Genomic DNA, 19700 nt, shown 5'->3' on the forward strand with positions numbered 1-19700 from the left:
CCGGTCCTCTCTGCTTGGTGGGTGTCAGGCTATTCGGCTGCTTCGGTCAGGTGGGCGAGGGTGGAGCCGGTGGGGTTCTTGCGTACGTGCAGGCGGTGGGGGATGCGGCGGCGTAGTTCGGGGATGTGGCTGATGACGCCGACGGTGCGGTCGTGGGCGCGCAGGGAGTCGAGGACGTCGAGGACTTTGTGGAGGGTGTCTTCGTCGAGGGTGCCGAAGCCTTCGTCGATGAAGAGGGTGTCGAGGGGGTTGCCGCCGGATTCGTGGGTGACGACGTCGGCCAGTCCGAGTGCCAGGGAGAGGGAGGCGAAGAAGGACTCGCCGCCGGAGAGGGTGTCGGTCTTGCGGGGGCGGCCGGTCCAGGAGTCGGTGATCTGCAGGCCGAGGCCGGAGCGGGCGCCGCGGGGGGCTTGGTGGTCGGAGTGGGAGAGGGTGTATCGGCCTTCGGACATGATGTGCAGACGGGTGTTGGCGGCGGTGACGACTTCTTCGAGCCGTGCTGCCAGGACGTATGCCTCGAGCTGCATGCGGACGCGGGCGCTGGTTGAGGTGCCAGTGACGAGGTCGGCCAGGTGGCGTGCGGTGCTGTAGGCCTGTTCGAGTGGCTGGAGTCGCTGGACGGCGGTGGCGAGGTCGGTGGCCAGTGTGGCCAGGTCCTGGGTGCGGGTGCGGGCGGCATCGGCGGCGGCGGTTGCTGTTGCGTGCTGGTTGTCGGCGGCGGCACGAGATGCTGTGGCTGCGCTGGTGTCGGCGGGGGGCTGGGCGGCGGCCTGTTGCAGTGCCGGGTCTTGGAGGACTGCGGTGTGGACGGCGCAGTTCTCGCGCCATTGGGTGATCTCTTCCTCGATGGCGCGCAGGGTTTCGTCGTCGAGGAGGGCCTGCTGGGCGAGTGCCAGGGTGTCGAACCCCTGATCCTTCGCGGTGAGGAGGGCCTGCTCGGTGCGGTGGTGGAGGGTCTGGGCCGCGGTGGCGAGGGTGCGGGAGGCTTGGGCGGCTTGCTTGAGGTGGTCGGCTGTGCGGGTGAGTTCGGCGGCGCGGGCGGCGACGGTGGGGTGGGTGCCGCGGGCTGTGGTGAGCTTGGTGGTCAGCTCGGTGAGTTGCACGGTGAGGGTGTCGTAGTCGGCGTTGCGGGCGGACAGGCCGGCGGTTGCGGTGCGGTGCTGCTCGGTGTGGTGGGTGTGCTCGGTGTCGAGCGCGTGGAGTTCTTCTTGCACGGCGCCTTGGTCGGCAGCCCGGGCCAGGGCGTCGGCCAGGGCGGCGTTGGCTCGCTCGTGGGCGGTTTCGGCGTCCTGTTCGTTTTGGCGTGTGGGCTGTCCGTCCTGGGCGGCGGCGGGAGCGGGGTGGGTGCAGGAGCCGCAGACCGGGCAGGGAATGCCGTCGGTGAGGGTGGCGGCGAGCTCGGCGGCCATGCCTTCGGTGCGCCGGCGGCGAATGTCGAGGTGCTCCTGGCCGGCCAGGGTGGCGATCTCTTGCGTCTTTGCCAGGCGCTGTTCGGCCTTGGCGACTTCCGCAAGGTGGGTGTCTCGCAGCTCGGCGGCTTCGATGCGGGTCTTGAGGCCGTCCAGGGCGTCGTGATGACGCAGGCCTTCCAGTTCGGCCTGCCGGGCGGCTTCACGCCGTGCCTCGAGGTCGCGGCGCATGCCGGGCTCCTGATCGAGCCAGTCCTGGGAGGTGCGTTGCTGGGTGTCGAAGTCCTGCCGTTCGGCGTCAATACCCTCAAGCTGGGTGGTCAGCCGGCGGACGGTGTCTTCCTCGGCGATGAGCTCGGCCAGGACAGCGGCTTCGTTGCGGGTGGTGCGCTCGATGGTTTCCAGCTGGTCGGCGTCCAGGTCCGCGTGCTGAGGCAGCAGGTGGCGGCGGGCGCTGCGCTCAGTGCGCTGGGCGTCGGCGTGGTCGCTGGCTGCGGTGTCGGCGGCGTGCAGCTGGGGAGCCGCGTGCTGGGCGCGGCGGGCCTGGTCGCGGCGCTGGCGGAGGGTGGCCTGGTGTGGTTGTTGTTCCTGCAGCAGGTCGAGCTGCCGCCGGGCGTCTGTGTAGGCGTCTTGCTGTTGGTGGAGGTCGCGTGCTGCGGCTTCGAGGGTCTGCTTTTCGAGCAGGTGGGTCTTGGCCGTGGCGGCTGCCTGGAGGGTGTGGTCGTGGTGTTCGTGGCTGGCGTGCAGGAGGTCCTGGGCCCAGGTCTGTGCGGGCTCGGTGAGGGTGTGGGGGTCTTCGGCGGTGGGTGCGGGGTGCTCGGTCGCGAGGTCGGCTCCGGCGGCCTGGTGGATGCGTTCGGCCAGGCGAAGGACGTCGGCGCGGGCGGTGTCGCGGTCCTTCTCGATGGTGCGGCTGTGATCGTGCAGCCAGCGTTCGACGAAGGCGAAGCGGTGGGTGCGGAAGAGTTTCCCGAGGAGTTCGCGCCGGCCGTGGGCATCGGCGTGGAGGAACTTGGTGAATTCGTTCTGGGGCAGCAGGACGACCTGGCAGAACTGATCCCGGCTCATGCCCAGCAGGTCGGTGATCTCGGCGGAGGCTTCCTGGTGGGACTTGCTGAACGGTTCCCAGCGTTCCTGCCCGGTGGTGTCGGTGGTTCGCTCGCTGAGGAAGGTCTCGGCCTTCTGCTGGGTCTCGCCCGGGCCGGATCGTTTGGGGCGCATCTGGGCGGGAACCCGGCGGATGCGCAGGCGGCGGCCTGCGAGGGTGACGTCCAAGGTGACTTCGGTCAGGAGACCTTCGGGAGCGTGATGGCTGCGCAGCAGCAGGTCACGGTCGCCGGGGGGCTTGCCGTAGAGGGCGTAGCAGATGGCGGCGAAGACGGTGCTCTTCCCGGCGCCGGTGTCGCCGTGGAGGAGGAACAGGCCGTCGGCGGACAGGCTGTCGAAGTCGATGGTGTGGGTGCCTGCGAAGGGGCCGAAGGCCTGCAGGTGCAGAGTGTGCAGGCGCATGTCAGACAGTTTCCTTCTGCTGTTCGTTCAGGCGGGAGGCTTCGACGGCTTGCTGCAGCAGGGCGTGTTCCTCCGGGGTGGGTTCGGTGCCGCGCATGCTGTGGACGAAGTCGGTGGTGATGCCGAGGTCGCTGCGGCCGCGCACCCGTTCGCTGTAGGTGCTGGAGGTGACCTGGGCGGGGATGTGGGCGGGCCGGTGCTTGAGTTCGGCGGTGTGGGGGAAGCGGCGGCGCAGCCGGGCCATGGCCTCGAAGGGCAGGGCGGTGTCGGTGAGGGTGACCTCGAGCCAGGCGTCTTGCAGGGGTTCGTGGACGGGGTTGGTCACAAGGTCGTCGATGAAACCGGTGACGCGCTCCAGGCGGCGGGGAACGGGACAGGGCAGGCGGGTGAGGGCGGGGGCCTGCCCGGGGGTGAGGTTGGCGAGAGTGATCGTCTTGGTGTGGCGGGCCTCGGAGAAGGAGTAGGCCAGAGGGGAGCCGCTGTAGTGGATGCGGTCGGTGACGGACTGAGCGCCATGCAGATGGCCGAGGGCGACGTAGTCGATGCCGTGAAAGAGGTCGGCGCCCACGTGGGCGATGCCTCCGACGGTGATGTCGCGTTCGCTGGCGGATTCCTTGGCCTTGTCGCGTTCGTCGGGCTGTCCGGTGCCGGGGGTGACGAAGGCGTGGGCGAGGACCACGCAGCGGGTGCCGGCCGGATGGTGGGTGGCGAGGTCGGTGCGGATGCGTTCCAGGGCCGCGGTCAGTACGGCGCGGTGGGAGACGGCTTCGGCTTCCAGCGGGGCGCGGGTCATCGAGGGCTCGAGGTAGGGGATGCCGTAGACGGCGACGGGGCCGTGGGTGTCTTCGAGGATGACGGGGGTGTGGCAGGTGGCGGGGTCGGTGCGCAGGTGGATTCCGGTGCGTGCCAGGAGGCCGGAGGCGACGCCGAGGCGGTGGGCCGAGTCGTGGTTTCCGCTGATCATGATGATCGGGACGTTCAGGTCCGCGAGCTGGTGCAGGGCGTGGTTGAACAGGCGTACGGCGTCGAGGCTGGGGATGGCCCGGTCGTAGATGTCTCCGGCCACCAGGACGGCGTCGACGTTCTCGGTTCGTGCGGTGTCGACCAGATGGTCGAGGAAAATGCGCTGGGCGGGTACCAGGTCTTCTGAATGGAACCGTCGGCCCAGGTGCCAGTCGGATGTGTGGAGGAACCTCATGCGCGTACACCTCGAGCTTCGTCACTCAGTGTGATTTGTCAGTGCAGGAAGGGAAGATAGGAGGCATGGGAAGGAGGAGAGATGTCCTCTCCGAGGTCTGCTCGTGCTGGCTGTGTTCCCTCGCCAGGCGGGTGCAGATGGTGTGGAATCGGCGCCCGGATTCATGCCCGTCAGTGGGTGGAATCGGTCGGCTGGCATGCGTGGGTGGCGCCGACCGACGAGCAACGCAAAGAGCGCATGCTCCTGCGCCGGGCGCGGAAGTCGGCGTCTGGTCAGTGAGCGAGCTGCTGTAGGCGGGTGAAGATCTCCCGCAGCTGGCGGGGCACGTCTTCGGGGGTGGTGAGGGTGGTGGCGAGCCCGTAGACCATGGCGGGTTTGCCATTAGGGCTGTTGTCCTCGGCTTCCTCTTTGATCATGTGGAGGATGCGGGTGCTGAATTTCTGGCCGTCGCGGTGCGCATCGAATTCGTCCGGGTGCCAGGTCTGGGGTGCCGGTTTGGGCCACAGGGTGTTGGCGGCAGTGGTCCACTGCTCGTTGCTGAAGAGTTCTTCGAGTTCGTTGTAGCCCTCGGCTTCGCCGACGTAGGACACCTGCTGTTCGAGGTCGAGGCCGGCGCGCTGGAGTCGCTCTGTTCTGAAGAGTTTGTTGGTGCGGCTGTCGGCATCGACCATCAGCATGACGGTGCGCTGGTGTTTGACGAGGTAGCTGGCCAGGTGGAGGGCGCCCTCGTTGTTCTCGCAGCCCCACAGGGCGATGCCTGCGGCCTGGAGCGACATGTTCTGGGCCAGGCGGAAGAGCAGGGGAAGGCTTTTTTGCTCGGTGTCGCCTTCGACGGCAAGGAAGCAGCGTTCGTGGAGCAGGACGGAGTTGCGCAGGCCCAGTGATGCCGCGATCTGACCGAGGTGGAAGTCGATGCCGTCGTGCTGGTCGTCCTTGAGGCGTTCGACGATGGTGCGGCCGTCGTCTCCGAGGCTGAGGTGGACCACGTCGGCGATGTCGACGCCGTCGATGAGGTTCATCGAGTGGGTGGCGACCATGACGTTCACATGGGGCAGGGCGCACTGCTTGCGGACGATGTCCATGACCGTGCGCTGATGGTGGTAGTCGAGGTGGGTGTCGGGCTCGTCGTAGACGACGATGGTCTGGGTGGGCTGGGTGGTTGCGGGTTCTCCTGATGCGGCCAGTTCGGCGGTCTCCAGGAGGTTGCTGGTCCATTCCCATACCGCCAGGGCAATACGGCGGGTGCTTCCCTGGCCGGCGCGTGTCAGGTCGACCAGTTCACCGTCGGCCCTCGAGACATGCAGCGGGGCACCTTTGAACCCTCCACTGAAGGAGACCATGGGCTTGACGTTGACGTTGACGTACTCGCCGCAGTGCTGGCGGATGTGGCTGCACAGGGAGTCGGCTTCCTTCTCCAGCCGCTGGTTGATCTCTTGTTCGATCTCGCGGACACGGCCCTGGAGGGTCTCGTCCTCCAGGTGGGTCTTGTAGCTGCTGTTCAAGGCGGTGTGCACGGCGTCGTCGGGGCTCTCGTGTTTGCCTCCGAACGACAACAGCCGCGGGAGCCGCTCTTGGAGCAGTCTGGGCAGCGCCAGCCATCCCTGCTCCTGGGGGATGGTCCTGGCGTGTGCCGTGAGTTCTGCCAGCAGGGATTCCTTGAGGGTTCCTGCCGGGGACAGGCCGTACTCGGCGACGAGGGAAGCAAGCGCAGGCTTGAGCAGCTGATCGAGGTCGCGCAGCTTCGGGTCGACAGGTCGGCTGCCGAAGTACTCCAGGCAGGCCGCTTCTCCCAGGGCGGAGCGCCGGCGGATGCGTACGTGCTCGCCCAGGCCGCTGCCGTCTTGTTCCTCGGTGTCCAGCCGGAAACGGCCCTCTACCCAGGTTTCGGTGCACCGCCGGCCTTTGGCGTCTCCTTCGCCCTGTGCATAGGTGCGGTCCTCGTCGGTCAGGCGGTGGGTGCCGAGGAGGAAGGCCAGTGCGGTGAGCACTGCGCTCTTGCCTCCGTCGTTGCGGCCGGCCAGGACGGTGGGCCGGCTGACGGGGATGCCCTCGACATGGGCCAGGGAGCGGAATCCGTGCGCGGAGTAGCTGTCGAGATACACGGGAGCTGCTCCGTATCTCTCTGCCCGACGGTGGACAGAGGCGTGGCGTGCGGCAAGCGCAGATGCTGACGAGGCGCCTGTGCCACTGGCACAGGCCGTCATATTAAGTGCTGTTGAACAACTGCAGGATGTTTTGCGTCAGTTGGACTCGCCGGTAGCTTTGCCGCTCCCCCGGTCCGGGCCCTCTTCTTTCGGTGAGCTGGGCTCACACTCCTCTACGTTCGCACGTGAGAGCGAATTGGGTGGGAGTGTCTCGCGTCTTGGCCACGATGGTGGAGCCGGATGGTATCCGGCTCCAACCTCCGGCGCATGGTGCCTATTTCGACGCTCTCCATCATCCGCTGCCTGATTGTCGGAGGCCGTTCGAGCGCTTTGCCAAGGGGCCGATCCAGCTCTGGTGGACGGGTGCGGGGCAGGCTGGGCACGAGTGGGGGTGTCGGCGACGCTCTCGCGATGGTGTGGCTGAAAGCCGCGTGAACTGCTCGGCTTTCACTCGCTGTGCAGGGCCAGTGGTTCGTTCTTACCGGTGCGAGCGGTCAGCGCGGACGCCAGGTCCGTACCTCCAGGTGCGTGATGGGGGCGTCGGGGTGAATGCGACCCGTTTCGAGGAGCCAGCCGTGAACGGCAGCCGTGACGTCCCCGCCTGCCGCGTCGACGCGGTGGGCGAAGTCGGCGGCGTCGAATCCTCCCGTTGCGGCGGATCCGTAGGAGCGTTCCTCGGTGTGGTCGGCGCGTTGGACGACGTCGCGGCGGATGCCCGGCGAGTCGGTTCGGCTGCCCGAGGCGAGGGTGTAGCCGCTCTTGGGCATGCGGATGGTGAAGGCGAGCCGGAGGCCCTGGCGGGCGGCTTCGGCGATCAGTGGGCGCAGGCGTGCGGCGCCGGAGGCGATGGCCTGGGCGCCGGCGCGGCCGGTTCCTGTTCCGGCGGGGGTGATGAGGACGGCTTTGGTGCGGACTCGGGCCCGGGTGCCGGAGGCGGTGGTGCGGCGGGTGATGTGGGGGGCGGCGATGCTGGTGAGTTCGTCGAGGTCGGTGATGCCCGCGGTGTGGACGGCGGCGAGAACGCGGGTGAGGGCGGGCACGAAGGCGGCGCCTTTGCCTCGCGTGTAGAACTGCGAGACGAGGGAGGCGTCGCGGTCGATGATGCGGGCGATGCTGCTCTTGGTGAAGCCTGCGGCTCGGAGCTCGTCGGTGAGGCGGGCGGCTTCGCCTGGCTGCGGGGTCCGTGGAGCGCGGGAGGGCATCAGGTCTCCTTGAGGGCTGTGCGGCCGGCGTCGCGCAGCGCGAGGAGCTGCTCTTCGGTGGTGGGGGCGGCGAGGGGTCCGGCGAGGTGGCCTTTGTTGAGGTAGTCGCCGGGCTGGCCGTGGTAGGGCCAGGGCTGGGGGGTGGTGAGGTAGACGGCGTCGGTGCGGAAGGCGACGACGGTGCCGGGCGGGGTGTGCAGGGCGCCGGCGTAGGTGTTGTCGTCGCGGTGGCGCTGGGAGAGCAGGGCGGCGCGGGCGCCGGACCAGATGGCGGCGGCCCATTCGGGGTGGGCGTTGGGGTCGCGGGTGAAGCCGGTGGGGCGCTGCCAGGTGATCTGCTCGTCGGTGAAGCCGATGATCTCGGCGTCGGCGGGGACGTCGCGCTCGTGGGTGCGGGGGGTGGTGCCGGTGACCATGCGGGGGCGCTGGGCGAAGGAGCCGATGCCGTAGAGGAGCAGGGAGCGGACGGCGCGTGAGGCGAGGCGGGCGGCCTGCCGCTGGGCGGGGTCGCCGTGGAGGTCGGCCTGGGCGGCGAGGGTGGCCCAGGCTTCTTTGAGCTTCTTGGCCCAGTCGTCGAGGGGTTTGCCGTCCTCCCAGAGCAGGCCGTCGATGATTTCGATGCGCCAGGGGGTGAGCGGGTTGGTCAGTGCGGTGTGGATCTCGGGGCCGCCGGCCCAGGTGGTGAAGGTGGTGCCGGGGGTTGCGGGGTAGTGCCAGGCGCGGTCGCCGGGGGCGGGGGCGGGCAGGAGGCCGACGTGGTTCCAGGTGTCGGGGACGGTGACGCGCACGTGCCAGTGGCCGCAGCCGTAGAGAGCCTTGACCTGCTCTTTCTCGCTCCAGGAGGCGAAGGTGCGGGCGGTGATGCGGCGGGGTGTGCCGACGGGGGACTTCCAGGTGTGCTTGGCGTAGGCGAAGGTGCGGTCGTACTCGACCAGGGCGGGCAGCCGGTCGGGGAGGGCGGGCGGGGTGATGAGTTCGGTGCGGCCCTGGCCTGCGGTGGCGTGCAGGAGACCGCGGAGCTCTTCGGACAGGACGGGGTAGCCGTCGGAGTGCTGTCCACGGGTGGGGATGGTGCGGGTCCACAGGTCGCGGCCGGTCTGGGAGGGTGAGCCCATCAGGACGGCGTCGTTCCAGTGGGCGCGCAGGGCTTTCCACAGCAGGACGAACGCGTCTCGGATGGTGGTGGGGTCGGCGCCGTCGGGGTCGAACCACTCCCCCACCGAGCGGATCTCGACGTGGTGGCGGCCGTTGTCACTCTGGTAGCGGCCGACGGGGTTGCGGGGGTGGACGAAGTGGCCGGCCATCTTGTCCTTGCCTCGGCCCGTGTCGGTGCGCCAGCCGTCGATGGGGGCGTTCAGCCAGGCGGCGACGGCGTCCTTGAGGAAGGGGTGCTGGTCGGCCTGGTGGTGCCAGGGGTCGCCTGCGGTGATGAAGATCCGCTCGGTGCCCTCGGGGACGGCGTGGAAGACAGCCTGCAGGATGGTGGCGGCGCGGGTGTCGGTCAGGGTCAGGCGCAGGGTCTGGTCGCGGTGGACGAGGACGCCGGTGATGGTGTCGAGGAAGACGGTGGAGCGGGCCTGCTGGGTGAAGTTCGGGTGGGTGGAGACGAGGTTCGGGGTGTGGGCGAACCAGCGGTCGCCCTGCCCTCCGTCGGGAATGGAGGGCAGTTCACGGTCCCGTCCAGGGGCAGCAGTGGGTGCCGGTACGGGTTGGGGGTGGTCGTCCCCGGCCGGGTTCTGCGGCCGGGGACGGCTGGGAGTCACCGCGCTGGGAGCTGTCGTGGCGGGGGTGTCCTTGTTGTCGGAGGCCGCATGTGTGGGCGGGCTGTCTTCCGCTGGACCGTCGGGCGCGGCCGACGCGCTGTCGTGGAGGGTGGGGGGCGTGAGGGCCGGGGCGATGCGCGCGATGTCGGCCAGCCCCAGGCCGGCCGCGGGAGCGATGCGTTCGGCGCTGGCCCTCTCGTATCCGGCGAGCGTGCGGATCTTCTTGTCCCGGGCCTCTTCGAGGGAGGCGAGAGCGGCTTTCGTCTTCTTGATCTGGTCGCGGTCCTTGCGCAGTTCGGCGAGCTTCGCGTTGTAGGCCTTGGCGTCCATCGTCATCCCTGGGTCACATCGGGGTTGCGGGTGGAGACATATGCGATCGGTCCGCCGGAGTCGGAGGCGAGTCGGGAGCCGAGCAGGAGCTGTGCGGTTGCCCGGTCGGTGACGTCCTGGGCGGTGAGGTGGACGGTGGGCCGGGCGAGATCCGTGACATAGCCGGCCAGTACAGCGTCAGGAAAGAGTGTCCGTCCCTCGCTGCTGCTCTCCCACCGGTGCAGGTTCGTCAGGACGGCGACGACGTAACCGGCGACGGTGACCGGCAGGACGCCTCCTGCGGCAACGCTGGGAGCGTCGCAGCGCCACCAGCCGCGCAGGTTCGCCAGCAGCTCCGCGGCCGGCGTGTCGGCGGAGAACCCTTGCTGCCCGGCGCCGGAGGTGGCATGACGAGATTCAGCTCCTCGGATGCGGAGCACGGCGATCTCGGCTACCGGCAAGCAGTGCAGGGCGGCCTTACGCCTAGTACTGAGCGCCTGGACGGCTTCCAGGGGAACCATCACCCGCACTCCCCTGCTGACCACTCCCGGGATCAGGCCCGTCTGCACCAGACGCCGGAAGGTCGTGACTGCGCAGCCGAGTTCCGCAGCGGCTTGGCTTGTCGTCAGAAGCACATCCACCCTCGACCATGCCCGATCAGATATTCGATGACGCTCATACAGTAGCGGGCTGTGGATCGCGGATCCAGTCCGCTAGATCTGAAGGGGCTGCTGGAGGCCTCGGCCGGCGCGGAGCGGGCATCGGTGGCCGCTGAGGAGGCGGCCTCGCAGGCGCTCGCGCAGCGCGATGACTACGAGCGGGATCATCTGACTCCCGCCCGCCAGAAGGCACAGCAGACGGAGAAGGAAGCGTTCGGCCTGAGCCGGGATGTCGCGCAGCTGAAGAAGCAGATCGGCAACGCCGACTGCCTCAAGGCGCTGGCCCGGGCTATCACTGCGGCGAAGGAGCGGATGAAGGCCGCCCAGGTGACCAGGGACACGGCGAAGGCTGCCGCCGAGGTGCACCGTAAGGAGGTCACCGGCCGGCGGGAAGAGTTCTTCCCGCGGCGTCGGCAGCAGATTAGCCCGGCGGTGGAGGCGGCGTTCATCGACCCGGCCGGCTTCACGACCCGGGTCAAGGAGCGCAACGAGGCGGAGAAGTCGTTCGACGGCAGCTCCATGGGCGGTAACCCGAAGGCCGTGACCAACATCGCGCTGCTCCTGGCCCTCAGCGATCTCGGCCGCGTCGATGCTCAGGTCCGCGTGCCGCCGCTGCTGATCACCGACTCGCCGCTGTCGGGCTCGGCTCAGCGGGCCTGCACCAGGAGACGAGCCTGCGCTTGATCGACACGCGACTCAGCCCTGCTTCGTGCAGGGCGCGAAAAGGCGTAGATCCATCCAGCGCTCCGAGTGAAGGATCATCGAGACGGGCCTCTGCAGATCAGTTTGTACGCCGACACACCGACCAGCGGGGCGGCCAAACTCCACGAATGATGGTCCATCCGCCCTGGCCCGTGACAGTCGGCGCCGGCTTCGTCCCTGACCACCGAAGGGGCTGGCCGGGCTCCGGCAAGCACGCTGCTCGCCCGCGAGCTGGGATCTCCGCCCCGGCGGTCGACGACGTCTTCCTGCGCAGGCTCTCGGCCCGCCTCGTCCCCGCCGACACTGAGCCTTTCACCAGTGCCAGGAGGGACAAGGACGTACGGTCCGGGCCCACAGCAACGGAACCCGCCGGCAGCCCCACGAACGCCGCGGGGCGCCGACCGATCGAACGCGACCCTGAGCGTCAACGGGTCAGAGCGAGGTGAGTGCCAGGCTGACGGCGCCTGTGCGGCTGGTGATGCCTGGCCCAACGCAGTCGAGGAGGTTGACCACGGGGCCGGTGTAGACAATGACGGCGGCGTCCCCAGCGAACTTGCCGGCGATGACGGATCCAGTACCGGTGGAGACGACGGAGCCGCCGATCGTGTTGGTCACGAAGTTCAGGGACAGCGTGCTGGTCGACGCGTTGTTCCACGTGATTGTCAGGTTGCCCGCGCCAGCCGCCCCGAGGTTCAGGCACGAGCGCACCGCGGTGAAGGAGGTGATGGTTGTTCCGTTGGTGATCGTGGGGTCGCTGGACACGCAGGCTCCCAGGTTCTGCGTGTCAGTGATGGCGATCGAGGCGGGTGTCAGGGTGACGCCGGGGCTGTAGGTCACGGTGTCCGTCCCCGCCGGGCAGGTCACGTCGGCGACCCCCGCGTGAGCCGGGCCAGCCAGGAGAAGCGGAGTCAGGAGAGTCGGCAGGAGCAGGGCGAGCAGAGTGGCGACCGGGCGGCGTGCGGACATACGGCGTCCTCCGTGGTGCAGGCGGTATGGACTGGGGACCCGGCAGGGGCCGGCCAGTTCGGTCCAATGTGCTCATATCTCTGTCGGCCGCCAAGTGCACCGCCCGTACGAGATGGCTGACTCGTCTGCGCGGGGGCGCATCCGTGACCACCGGCCCCCGCTTCTGCGCGCCCCCTCCTGCTTTAGATGTGCCGAATCCGGGTCTGAGCTTTCAGAACGTCTCTTCCTTGGCGGGTGCCAGGGCGCGCAGAGAGCCCTTTCCATCCCCGCTCTGGGCTGGTCAGGTGAAGGGTGAGGGTGCCACCGGGCGGTTGATGAGCCTGCCTCGCCGAGGCTTGCAGCAGTATTTCCCGGTCCCAGCCGGGGCGGCGACGCAGCCCGCACAGTGTCACTCGGTCGGCTTCTGTTATGCAGCGAGGGGCATCGGCTTTCATGACGGAGTGAAACGGCTCACGGCCGACCGTGAGGAAAGAAGGGATACCCGAGCAATGCCCCGTCCCCTTTTGTCAAAGCGCTGGTTCGGCGGTGCCGCAGTGGCGATGGTGCTGTGCACAACAGTCGCCCCGGGCAGCAGCGCCAATGCCGCTCCGGCCGCCGCTGTCGGCACGACGACGTACGGCCAGCCCGGCGTGTACACACTCATCGTTCCGGCGAGCACCAATCCGCTTCTGACGCGTGTCCGGTTGACGCTCGTCACCGTCGGTGCGGGTGGCGGAGGCGGTTCCAGCGGTTTCAACAGCACCAATCCGCTCTACCGCTCGGGCGGCGGAGGTGGCGGGGGCGGCGGTCTGGCCGTGTGCGAGAAGACGGTCACAGCCTCATCCGCCACCACCCTTCGCATCACCGTGGGTGCAGGCGGCGGCGCAGGTACCACCACCGGCGGACAGGGGGGCGCGAGCGGAAGTGATCCCGATGCGTCCGGCAGGGCAGGAGCGACCCGGACGGAAGGCTTCAGCCGCGGCGGTGGCGGCGGGGCGGGCGGGAGCTCCGTGACGAATCTGACTCCCGGCGGCGGCTACGGCGGGATCCTCGCCAGCTCCGGCGGCGGCGGAGGGGGCGCAAGTGGCTCCGTGCGCGGACTGAGCGAGTCCGGGGGCGGCGCCTGGGGTGGCCTCGGCGGATCGCCGAGAAACGGTTCCGCCGGACGGCCGGACGTCGGAGACGGTCAAGGGACCGATGGCGGTGGTGGTGGAGGCGGTGCGGGAGGTACCTGCGAGTTCACCAACGACGGGCTTACCGCCTATGGGGGCGCGGGCGGCAACGCTGGTACTGCTGGCGGCGGTGGCGGTTCCCCCGCCGGGCTGACTGGTGTGGCGGTGCCTGCCGGCGCCGGCGCCGGCGGGTACGGCGGCACGCAGACCACCCAGACCGCTCCCGTCACCTCTGGAAGTCGTGGCGGAAACGGCTTCGTCTCCGTCACCTGGCTTCCGGTGCCGTAGCGGATCGGGCACCATCTGACCGGGCACTCACGGCGGCAACGATCCGGCAGGGCCCTGTCTGCCGGGAGGCGGCCGAGCCGGCCCTCGGCGGCCTGTGGCCTCGGTGCTAGCTGTATTAATCACGAGCGTTGTTGACACTGGTCTGGTCTTGAGCACGGCGAAGACCTCCGGTGTGGTGGGCGCTGTCTAGGAACTCACCGCACGGAGGTCTTCGTGCCCCACGGTATCGCCCGTCTGGCCGTGATTGGTGGGAGACTGCTGGTCGACCGTGCCCGCTCAGGCCGTCCGGTCGCCCATGTGGCCGCCGGGATGGGCATCTTCCGGGCCACCGCCCACCAATGGATGGGCCGGTGGCGAGGGCGGCCCTGGCCTCCATGACCGGTCCGGCAGGCCGCACACCAGCCCGCACCGGACGTCGTCCGCGGTCGAAGCCCGCGTCTGCGACGTGCGGCACAAGCCGCAAACTCGGTCGCGCCCGCATCGGCCCGGTCCTGGGCCTGTCCGCACTCGACCGTGTGCCGGATCCCGACCTGCCACCGGCTCAACCGGCTGGCCTGGCTCGACCGCCCCACCGGCACGCCGATCCGCCGCGACGAACGCGGCCGGTGAACTCGTCCATGTCCACGTGGAGAAGCTCGGCCGAATCCCGGCGGCCACAAGGTCCTGGGCCGCCAGGCCGGCCGGGTCACTCGCAGCAGCGTGGGCTTCGCCTACATCCACTTTGCAGTCGACGACCACAGCCGCCAAGAACGACGGCTTCGTCTCGCCCGGCCAAAAGTACCGGGCGGACGGCCGAGGATGTTTGCCGTGTTCGAGCGCCGGGAGATCGAGAAGACCGCCAAGTCCCGCCACTCTGATTCATCTGCGGCACGATCTGACGTGCCCTGTTCTCGCCCCTGCTGTTCAGTGTCGACCGCTCCACCGTCGCCGGGCCGCTGGGGAAATATAGTCAATTCTGCCGAGAGGGATGCACGGTCCCCGACCGCTCTGGTCTGCGACTGCGTTCCCTGGCCGACGTGTTCGCCCTATGCCCGGGCCGAGGGCATCGGGCTACGGCTGGACGCCACCGAGAACCAGGTGCGCAGGCCCCTGGCAGACGCCGCGCGTTCGTCTTGGGCGAAACGCGATGGACCGCCGTGGCAGACCACCAGGGCCGCACTCTCTGGACCGATACTCTGCGACCTGGCCGGATGCACGATGCGACCGTCGCACGCAGCGAAGCCATCGCGGTCTGCTGCCGGCATTCTGCCGACGTGGAGGTCCTCCTGGACGGCGCATACCGTTCCTAAACAGTGTCCAGGAGTGACATCGGATGCCAGCTCCCGGAACTGCGCGCATACCAAGCGGTGTTGGATGCGCTGGTTACCCGCGTTCTCGTTGTCCCCGTTCGGGGTCGTGCATCGTGTGCACGTTCCGTGACGGGTGGGCGGGTTCCCTGACGCTCCTGGATGCCCGGTTCGGCCTGGGCGGTCCGATGCCCACGACGATCGCTCTGGTCGTCGTGGGGCGGTGCCGTCCGTCGCCGGATCGGGTGCCCGAGGGCGCGTCGCCCGATCGCGACGCTCGCGGCGTCGTGACGGGACATCTTTCGCTTGTTGCTGGTCAGCGGCTTACGCCAGTGCTGATCGCCCCACATGGAGGTGTAAGCCGGATCGACGGCGACGATCGCCAGGCCCTGCTCGGCGGCCATCGACACCAGACGGGCTTTGAGCTTTCCGGTAGGGATGCCGGAGATCAGCTGACGGAACCGCTTCCTGCGGCCGTGCTTCTCCCGGGTCTTCTCGGCGGTGAAGTCCAGGTTCTCCAGGCCGATCGCCGTCACGCCGCACCGCTTGGCCCAGTGCAGCAGGCGGGTGATGGCGTGGCGGACCTGGGCGTCACGGTGGCCGGCGGTGCCGGTCAGGTCGTAGGGGAAGCGACGCGGGTCGCCGACAGGGTTGCCGTGCCGGTCGAGCAGGTAGGCGGCAAAGTGGTCGGCGTTCGTATCGACGCCGACCATCCCATGGGCACGGGCCGTGTCGAGCGGTACCGTCTTGACCACCGGCTTCTGCCACGACGCGGTCAGGTACCAACGCCCACGCTCGGCGTCGTAGTGGATGCGGTACGCGACCGCCCGGTTCGCCTCGATCCGGTCGGCCCACTCGGCGCCCCGGTGCGCGAACGCCACCTTCGAGGCAAGGACGTACCGGCCGTGCTTGGTATTGGCCAGGTGCGCGAGCGGGGCGGGAAGCTTGATCGACACCTCGCCGTCCGGGCTGACGCGGATGGTCTCGTTACCGAACCTTTTGCCGGACTCCCCGTCGGCGGCGAGGAACCAGCGCTCGGCCTCCCACCGCTGCCGCCACTGTTCCTCGGTCAGCCCGGCCGCGGCGAGGTTGTGCCGGGTGTTCAGCAGACGTCGGCCGCCACGCACCACGTGCACGATCCCGGCCTCACGCTCCGCGCGCGCCACGTCGAGGCGGTGCTCCAGGACCGCCAGACGCCGCGACTTGACGAACCACTCGTGGTGGGACTGGTAGCCGCCGGGGTCCCGCCTGGTTCCCTTCTCCCCGAGAGGTTGGGACAGGCGGTGCATCAGCGTCCGGACCCCGGCTTCCAGACCCTGGATGTACGCGAGCTGGCCGCGCCGCGACAGCGCCCACTGATCATGGCTGGCCTTCGTGATGCTCCCGGCCCAGCGGGACGAGGACGCTGCGGTCAGGCCCTGCTTCCGGGCCGCCCACGATTCGCTGTTGTGCTCGTGGCCCTGGGCGCACCGCAACGCCAGGTCCTGGGACGCCAGTCGCCCCAGGTGCTCACCGGTCAGACGGAGAACCTTCTCGTCGGCCGGGGTGAGCTGCCCCAGGCGGTCGCGTATCGCCACACCGGACGGGCCGAGCGCGACGAACGGCGCGTCGATGGGGCGGAGCTGCTTCTCACTCATCGGCGGCAGCCGCCTCAAGCGCCTTGCGGGCACGGTTCTTCGCCGAGCGGCGCCCGTACAGTCGGGCACAGAACGAGGTCAGGACTTCAACCATGTCCCGCACCGGGTCGTCTTCGACCTCGCCGTCATCGAGCACGACCAGGCGCCGGCCCGTCGCGGACAGGGCGGCCTCGACCAGCTCGACGTTCATCCGGCCCAGCCGGTCCTTGTGCTCGACCACAACCGTGGTCACCTGCGGGTCGGCCAGCAGTCGGCGGGCCTTGGTCCGGGCACCGTTCATGCCCGAGGCGATCTCGGATTCGACACGGACAACCTTGTGTCCGGCCTTCGCCGCCCATGCCGACAGGCGTGCCGTCTGCCGTTCCAGGTCCGCTCTCTGATCGTGAGAGGAGACCCGGGCATACAGACCGACCCCGCCGGTCACGGCGGGTGAGGCGTTCGCGTCGATGTTCACCAGGATCGTGCGCGGCCCCACTCGCTCCGCGGGGACCGGCAACGTGCCCTCACGGAACCAGCGATACGCAGTACGTGGGGCAATCCCCTGTGCGCGTGCCCATTCCGTCAGGTTCAAGGACAAGATCCTACGACACTCATGGACACTTATTCGAGAGCAGTTCTCAACCCCCGCAGGGTTGCCACCAGGTCAACGGGCACTGCCGAGCGTGGCGGACAGCGAATGCTCCCGCGGCTCGGGCTGCTGGTGATGCGGACAGTCCGTGTGACGGCAACACGCATGCCTGCTCCGTCAGCTGCACAGAGGCTCGCCGCCACAACCGGCGCTCCGCGGGCGGGTATGGCATCCGCCCGTCCATCGACTTGCAGCCAGCTCCTCCCTGGGGGGCGAGAGGCTGTCACCGCCGGTGCTGCCGGCAGTCGGGAGAAGGATGCCGCCGGGGGCTGCTGGCATCTTCGAAAGGTCGATGGAGACGGCCTCGACCCCGCCGAGGGCAGCGTTCCTCACCCACCCGACGACGGATACCGTCGGTGTCTCTCCCTGGGATCCACGTGGTTCTTGAGGATGTGCCAGTCCGCTCTCGGGGCCGTGGGGTTCGACGCCAAGGGCGGTGGCTCCGGCATCTTCGTGGCAGTCGTTCGACGCCACGCTCGGCCAGAAGACCTGGCCGAAGAAGCGTTTCGCCACTCCAGGCCGGATTCTGCGGCCGAGTGGACGTCTTCTCTGCGTGCGGGCCGCCACCGAGGCGAGAGGCGGACGTGTTACGGCGCAGATCGGTTCCCCCGCGCCCTCACTTCTTGCATCCACCCCCTCTTTCATAGGCCGAACGGGTGAATATCTCAGAGCCTGTGCACCACTACCACGATTGGCCTCACGAGTGCGGGGGTGCATCGATCTCTGTCCTCATCGATCCGTCACCGGTCTTTTAGCGGCTGAGCTTTGAGCGAGATCGATCAGTTTTTTCAGCTTGTTTTTCGAGTTACTCGTGGGCAAATTTCTTGCATGGCGGGACGGACGGTTCCCGTGAGGTAGAGGGCCGTGCGGGCTGGGCTCAGAGTGGTTGTAGGTTCTCTCGTGTCCAGTCCATTGTCTGACACGCAGAAGGCCCCGAGGTGGGTTGCGTCCACTCTCGGGGCCTGTGCCGATCAAACTGAAAGGAAAGAGCCATGTTCGATCGAAACCGGGGCGGGAATCAGCGGCCCCCGGCTTCCCGTGAAACTACCATTGGGAGCTGGCCTGTTCCACGTCCGGGCGCGATTCGTGCCTGGGATGTAAAGCTGAGGCTGAGCACCCTGGTCGTGCTGGTCATCGCGATCTGGGTGATCTGGGCGGGGGGTGACCCGGCCGCGCTGGGCTGGGGGTTCCTGATGTGTCTGATCGCCGTCGCTGATCGGTCCACCGTCCACCACCTGCGGTTCATTCGCCGCTGAGGCGCAAGCGCGAGGGGTGTCCGGCGCCTTCAAGGATGCCGGGCACCTCTGCGCGTGCGGGACCTGGCGCAGGCCCGCCGTGTTTCCTCATCGCCTCCCTGGCGGGAGGCGGGTTGTTTTCGGGGAGGGACTTTCACAGTGAGCGAATCGCAAGGGGTCGGGCGCTGCGGGTTCTGCGGCCAGAGTTTTCCGCATCGGCCGGGGCCCGGCCGGCGCAGGAGCTACTGTGACAAGCGGTGCCGGCGTCGAGCTCAGCGCGAGCGGGACGGCCACAGGACACCGCCTCCTACCGCTGCGGTCCCCTGGGGCGCCGTGCTAGCGGAGAGCGTCCAGGCTTTGTCCGTGCAGTTGGTGCGGCTCGAGCACGGCCAGGCTTCGCTGGCCGATCTCCTGCTGTGCGCCCATCGCATCGAGCGGGAGGTCAACCGCTACGTGACGGCTGCCGTGCAGGATGCGCGCGGGGTCGGGGCGTCGTGGGACGAGGTGGCGCAGGCGGCCGGGGTGCAGGCCGAGACGGCGCGGCTGAGGTGGAGCACGGCCCGGGTGCAGCGACAGCTGCGCGGGCAGCCGGTGGTCTCGTGGCGGTCAGGGACGGATGGCGGGGACGGTCAGGTGCCCGACGGGTCGGCGGGGCTGCCCGGTCACGCGTTGAGCTCGGCCCTGTCGCATCTGCATCGCCGATCCGGCATGACCATCGGGGATGTGGCGCGCGAAGCGGACCTGTCGGCACCGTATCTGTCCCGGGTCCTGGCCGGAGAGCGTCTTCCGTCGTGGCCGGTCGTCCACATGCTCGCCACGATCCTGTCGGGTGCTCCCTTGGAGTTCCGGTTCTTGTGGGAGGCCGCGCGGGGTGTCACGCTGCCTCCTCGGCGCCCCGTGCGCGAGGCTGCCGCGCTGTTGCGCGCTGCGCTGAGGGGACTGCACTTGGCGGCCGGGAGCCCGGATCCGGCTCGGCTCGCCGAGGGGGCCGTGCTGTCGCCGCGGGTGATCCGTGAAGTTCTGAAGGGGGATCGCATCCCTGACTGGCCGCTGCTCTCCCGGCTTGTCATCCGGCTCGGTGCCCACCCGGCAGCAGTGCGCCCGTTGTGGGAAGAGCTGCACTACGCGTTCTTGGCCTCGCACGACATCTTCCCCCAGGGCGGTGTCTCCGCCGACGGCACGGAGTCGTAACAGGGAGGTAGGCGTCACGGCGCCGGCTCGAAGAAGGCGCTGTGACGGCAGGGCGAGCAGGCCCAGGCGTTACGGCTGCCCCTGCCCCGCTGGCGCGACGATCCTGAACGCGCTGGGGCGCCCTGCCCCTCTCGGTCGAAGCCGGCCTCGGCCGAACGGCACTCCGAGCCTTCGCCGGTGCCTGTTCTGACGCGTGAACGGGCGACGGATATGACGCCCGGCATACGCCGGTGGCCGTCGATCCAACTCGCGAGGTTCGGCGAAGCTCCTTTCGGCACATGCCATTCAAGTATGCCTGACCAAAGAGGCGTGACGGATATGCCTGGGGAGTCCAGGATCGTATTGCTCATTACATGAGAATGTTTTTCTCCTCGGGTGCGAAAATCTTCGGAATCTCTCCACCGTTCCCCCGAACGTGGTCTC

At 68.8% G+C, this 19700-nt stretch carries 13 protein-coding genes and 2 pseudogenes; 6 read left to right on the plus strand and 9 right to left on the minus strand.

Features of this window, described 5'->3' with window-relative positions:
* Positions 1-29: 29 nt before the first annotated feature.
* The 6 genes from ACFYT9_RS27165 to ACFYT9_RS27190 all read right to left on the minus strand — a co-directional run bounded on the left by ACFYT9_RS27165 (position 30) and on the right by ACFYT9_RS27190 (position 10175).
* Positions 30-2918 (minus strand): AAA family ATPase, encoded by a 2889-nt coding sequence (locus ACFYT9_RS27165; protein WP_389168218.1) that lies wholly within the window; start codon positions 2916-2918, stop codon positions 30-32.
* Position 2919: 1 nt separating this feature from the next.
* Positions 2920-4116: an exonuclease SbcCD subunit D gene (locus tag ACFYT9_RS27170; protein ID WP_389168219.1), complete on the minus strand. Its 1197-nt coding sequence runs from the start codon at positions 4114-4116 to the stop codon at positions 2920-2922.
* Positions 4117-4388: 272 nt separating this feature from the next.
* Complete coding sequence (locus ACFYT9_RS27175) at positions 4389-6218, minus strand: ATP-dependent endonuclease (RefSeq protein WP_389168221.1); 1830 nt, start codon at positions 6216-6218, stop codon at positions 4389-4391.
* 536 nt (positions 6219-6754) lie between these two features.
* Positions 6755-7462, minus strand: a complete 708-nt coding sequence (locus ACFYT9_RS27180; RefSeq protein WP_389168223.1) for a helix-turn-helix domain containing protein — start codon at positions 7460-7462, stop codon at positions 6755-6757.
* Entirely contained in the window at positions 7462-9555 is a 2094-nt protein-coding gene (locus tag ACFYT9_RS27185) for a hypothetical protein (protein ID WP_389168225.1), read from the minus strand. The genes ACFYT9_RS27180 and ACFYT9_RS27185 overlap by 1 nt, the downstream gene beginning before the upstream one ends.
* 2 nt (positions 9556-9557) lie before the next feature.
* Entirely contained in the window at positions 9558-10175 is a 618-nt protein-coding gene (locus ACFYT9_RS27190; RefSeq protein ID WP_389168227.1) for a helix-turn-helix transcriptional regulator, read from the minus strand.
* Between the two features lie 51 nt (positions 10176-10226).
* On the opposite strand from ACFYT9_RS27190, the gene ACFYT9_RS27195 reads away from it, so the two are divergent.
* Entirely contained in the window at positions 10227-10877 is a 651-nt protein-coding gene (locus ACFYT9_RS27195) for a hypothetical protein (RefSeq protein WP_389168229.1), read from the plus strand.
* A 450-nt stretch (positions 10878-11327) separates the two neighbouring features.
* Here the strand turns inward: ACFYT9_RS27195 and ACFYT9_RS27200 are convergent, their stop codons facing one another.
* On the minus strand, positions 11328-11861 hold the full coding sequence (locus ACFYT9_RS27200; protein ID WP_389168231.1) for a hypothetical protein: 534 nt from the start codon (positions 11859-11861) through the stop codon (positions 11328-11330).
* A gap of 533 nt (positions 11862-12394) precedes the next feature.
* Between ACFYT9_RS27200 and ACFYT9_RS27205 the strand changes: the two genes are divergently transcribed.
* The 3 genes and pseudogenes from ACFYT9_RS27205 to ACFYT9_RS27215 form a co-directional block, all read left to right on the plus strand.
* Positions 12395-13300: a hypothetical protein gene (locus ACFYT9_RS27205; RefSeq protein WP_389168233.1), complete on the plus strand. Its 906-nt coding sequence runs from the start codon at positions 12395-12397 to the stop codon at positions 13298-13300.
* Between the two features lie 213 nt (positions 13301-13513).
* Positions 13514-14044, plus strand: a pseudogene (locus ACFYT9_RS27210) (leucine zipper domain-containing protein); the annotation flags it as partial.
* Between the two features lie 103 nt (positions 14045-14147).
* Positions 14148-14580: pseudogene (locus tag ACFYT9_RS27215) on the plus strand (IS5/IS1182 family transposase); the annotation flags it as partial.
* A 5-nt stretch (positions 14581-14585) separates the two neighbouring features.
* Here ACFYT9_RS27215 and ACFYT9_RS27220 read toward each other — a convergent pair.
* Positions 14586-16223 carry an IS200/IS605 family accessory protein TnpB-related protein gene (locus ACFYT9_RS27220; protein WP_389168235.1) on the minus strand — a complete coding sequence of 546 codons (1638 nt, stop codon included), beginning with the start codon at positions 16221-16223 and terminating at the stop codon, positions 14586-14588.
* On the minus strand, positions 16216-16794 hold the full coding sequence (locus ACFYT9_RS27225) for an IS607 family transposase (RefSeq protein ID WP_389168237.1): 579 nt from the start codon (positions 16792-16794) through the stop codon (positions 16216-16218). Before ACFYT9_RS27225 ends, ACFYT9_RS27220 begins: the two co-directional genes overlap by 8 nt.
* Before the next feature lie 1049 nt (positions 16795-17843).
* Here ACFYT9_RS27225 and ACFYT9_RS27230 point away from each other — a divergent pair.
* Positions 17844-18107: a hypothetical protein gene (locus tag ACFYT9_RS27230; protein ID WP_389168238.1), complete on the plus strand. Its 264-nt coding sequence runs from the start codon at positions 17844-17846 to the stop codon at positions 18105-18107.
* Positions 18108-18449: 342 nt separating this feature from the next.
* Positions 18450-19277 (plus strand): helix-turn-helix domain-containing protein, encoded by an 828-nt coding sequence (locus ACFYT9_RS27235; protein ID WP_389168239.1) that lies wholly within the window; start codon positions 18450-18452, stop codon positions 19275-19277.
* Positions 19278-19700 lie beyond the last annotated feature (423 nt).

It is taken from the genome of Streptomyces sp. NPDC004435 (assembly GCF_042873895.1).
Classification (GTDB): domain Bacteria; phylum Actinomycetota; class Actinomycetes; order Streptomycetales; family Streptomycetaceae; genus Streptomyces.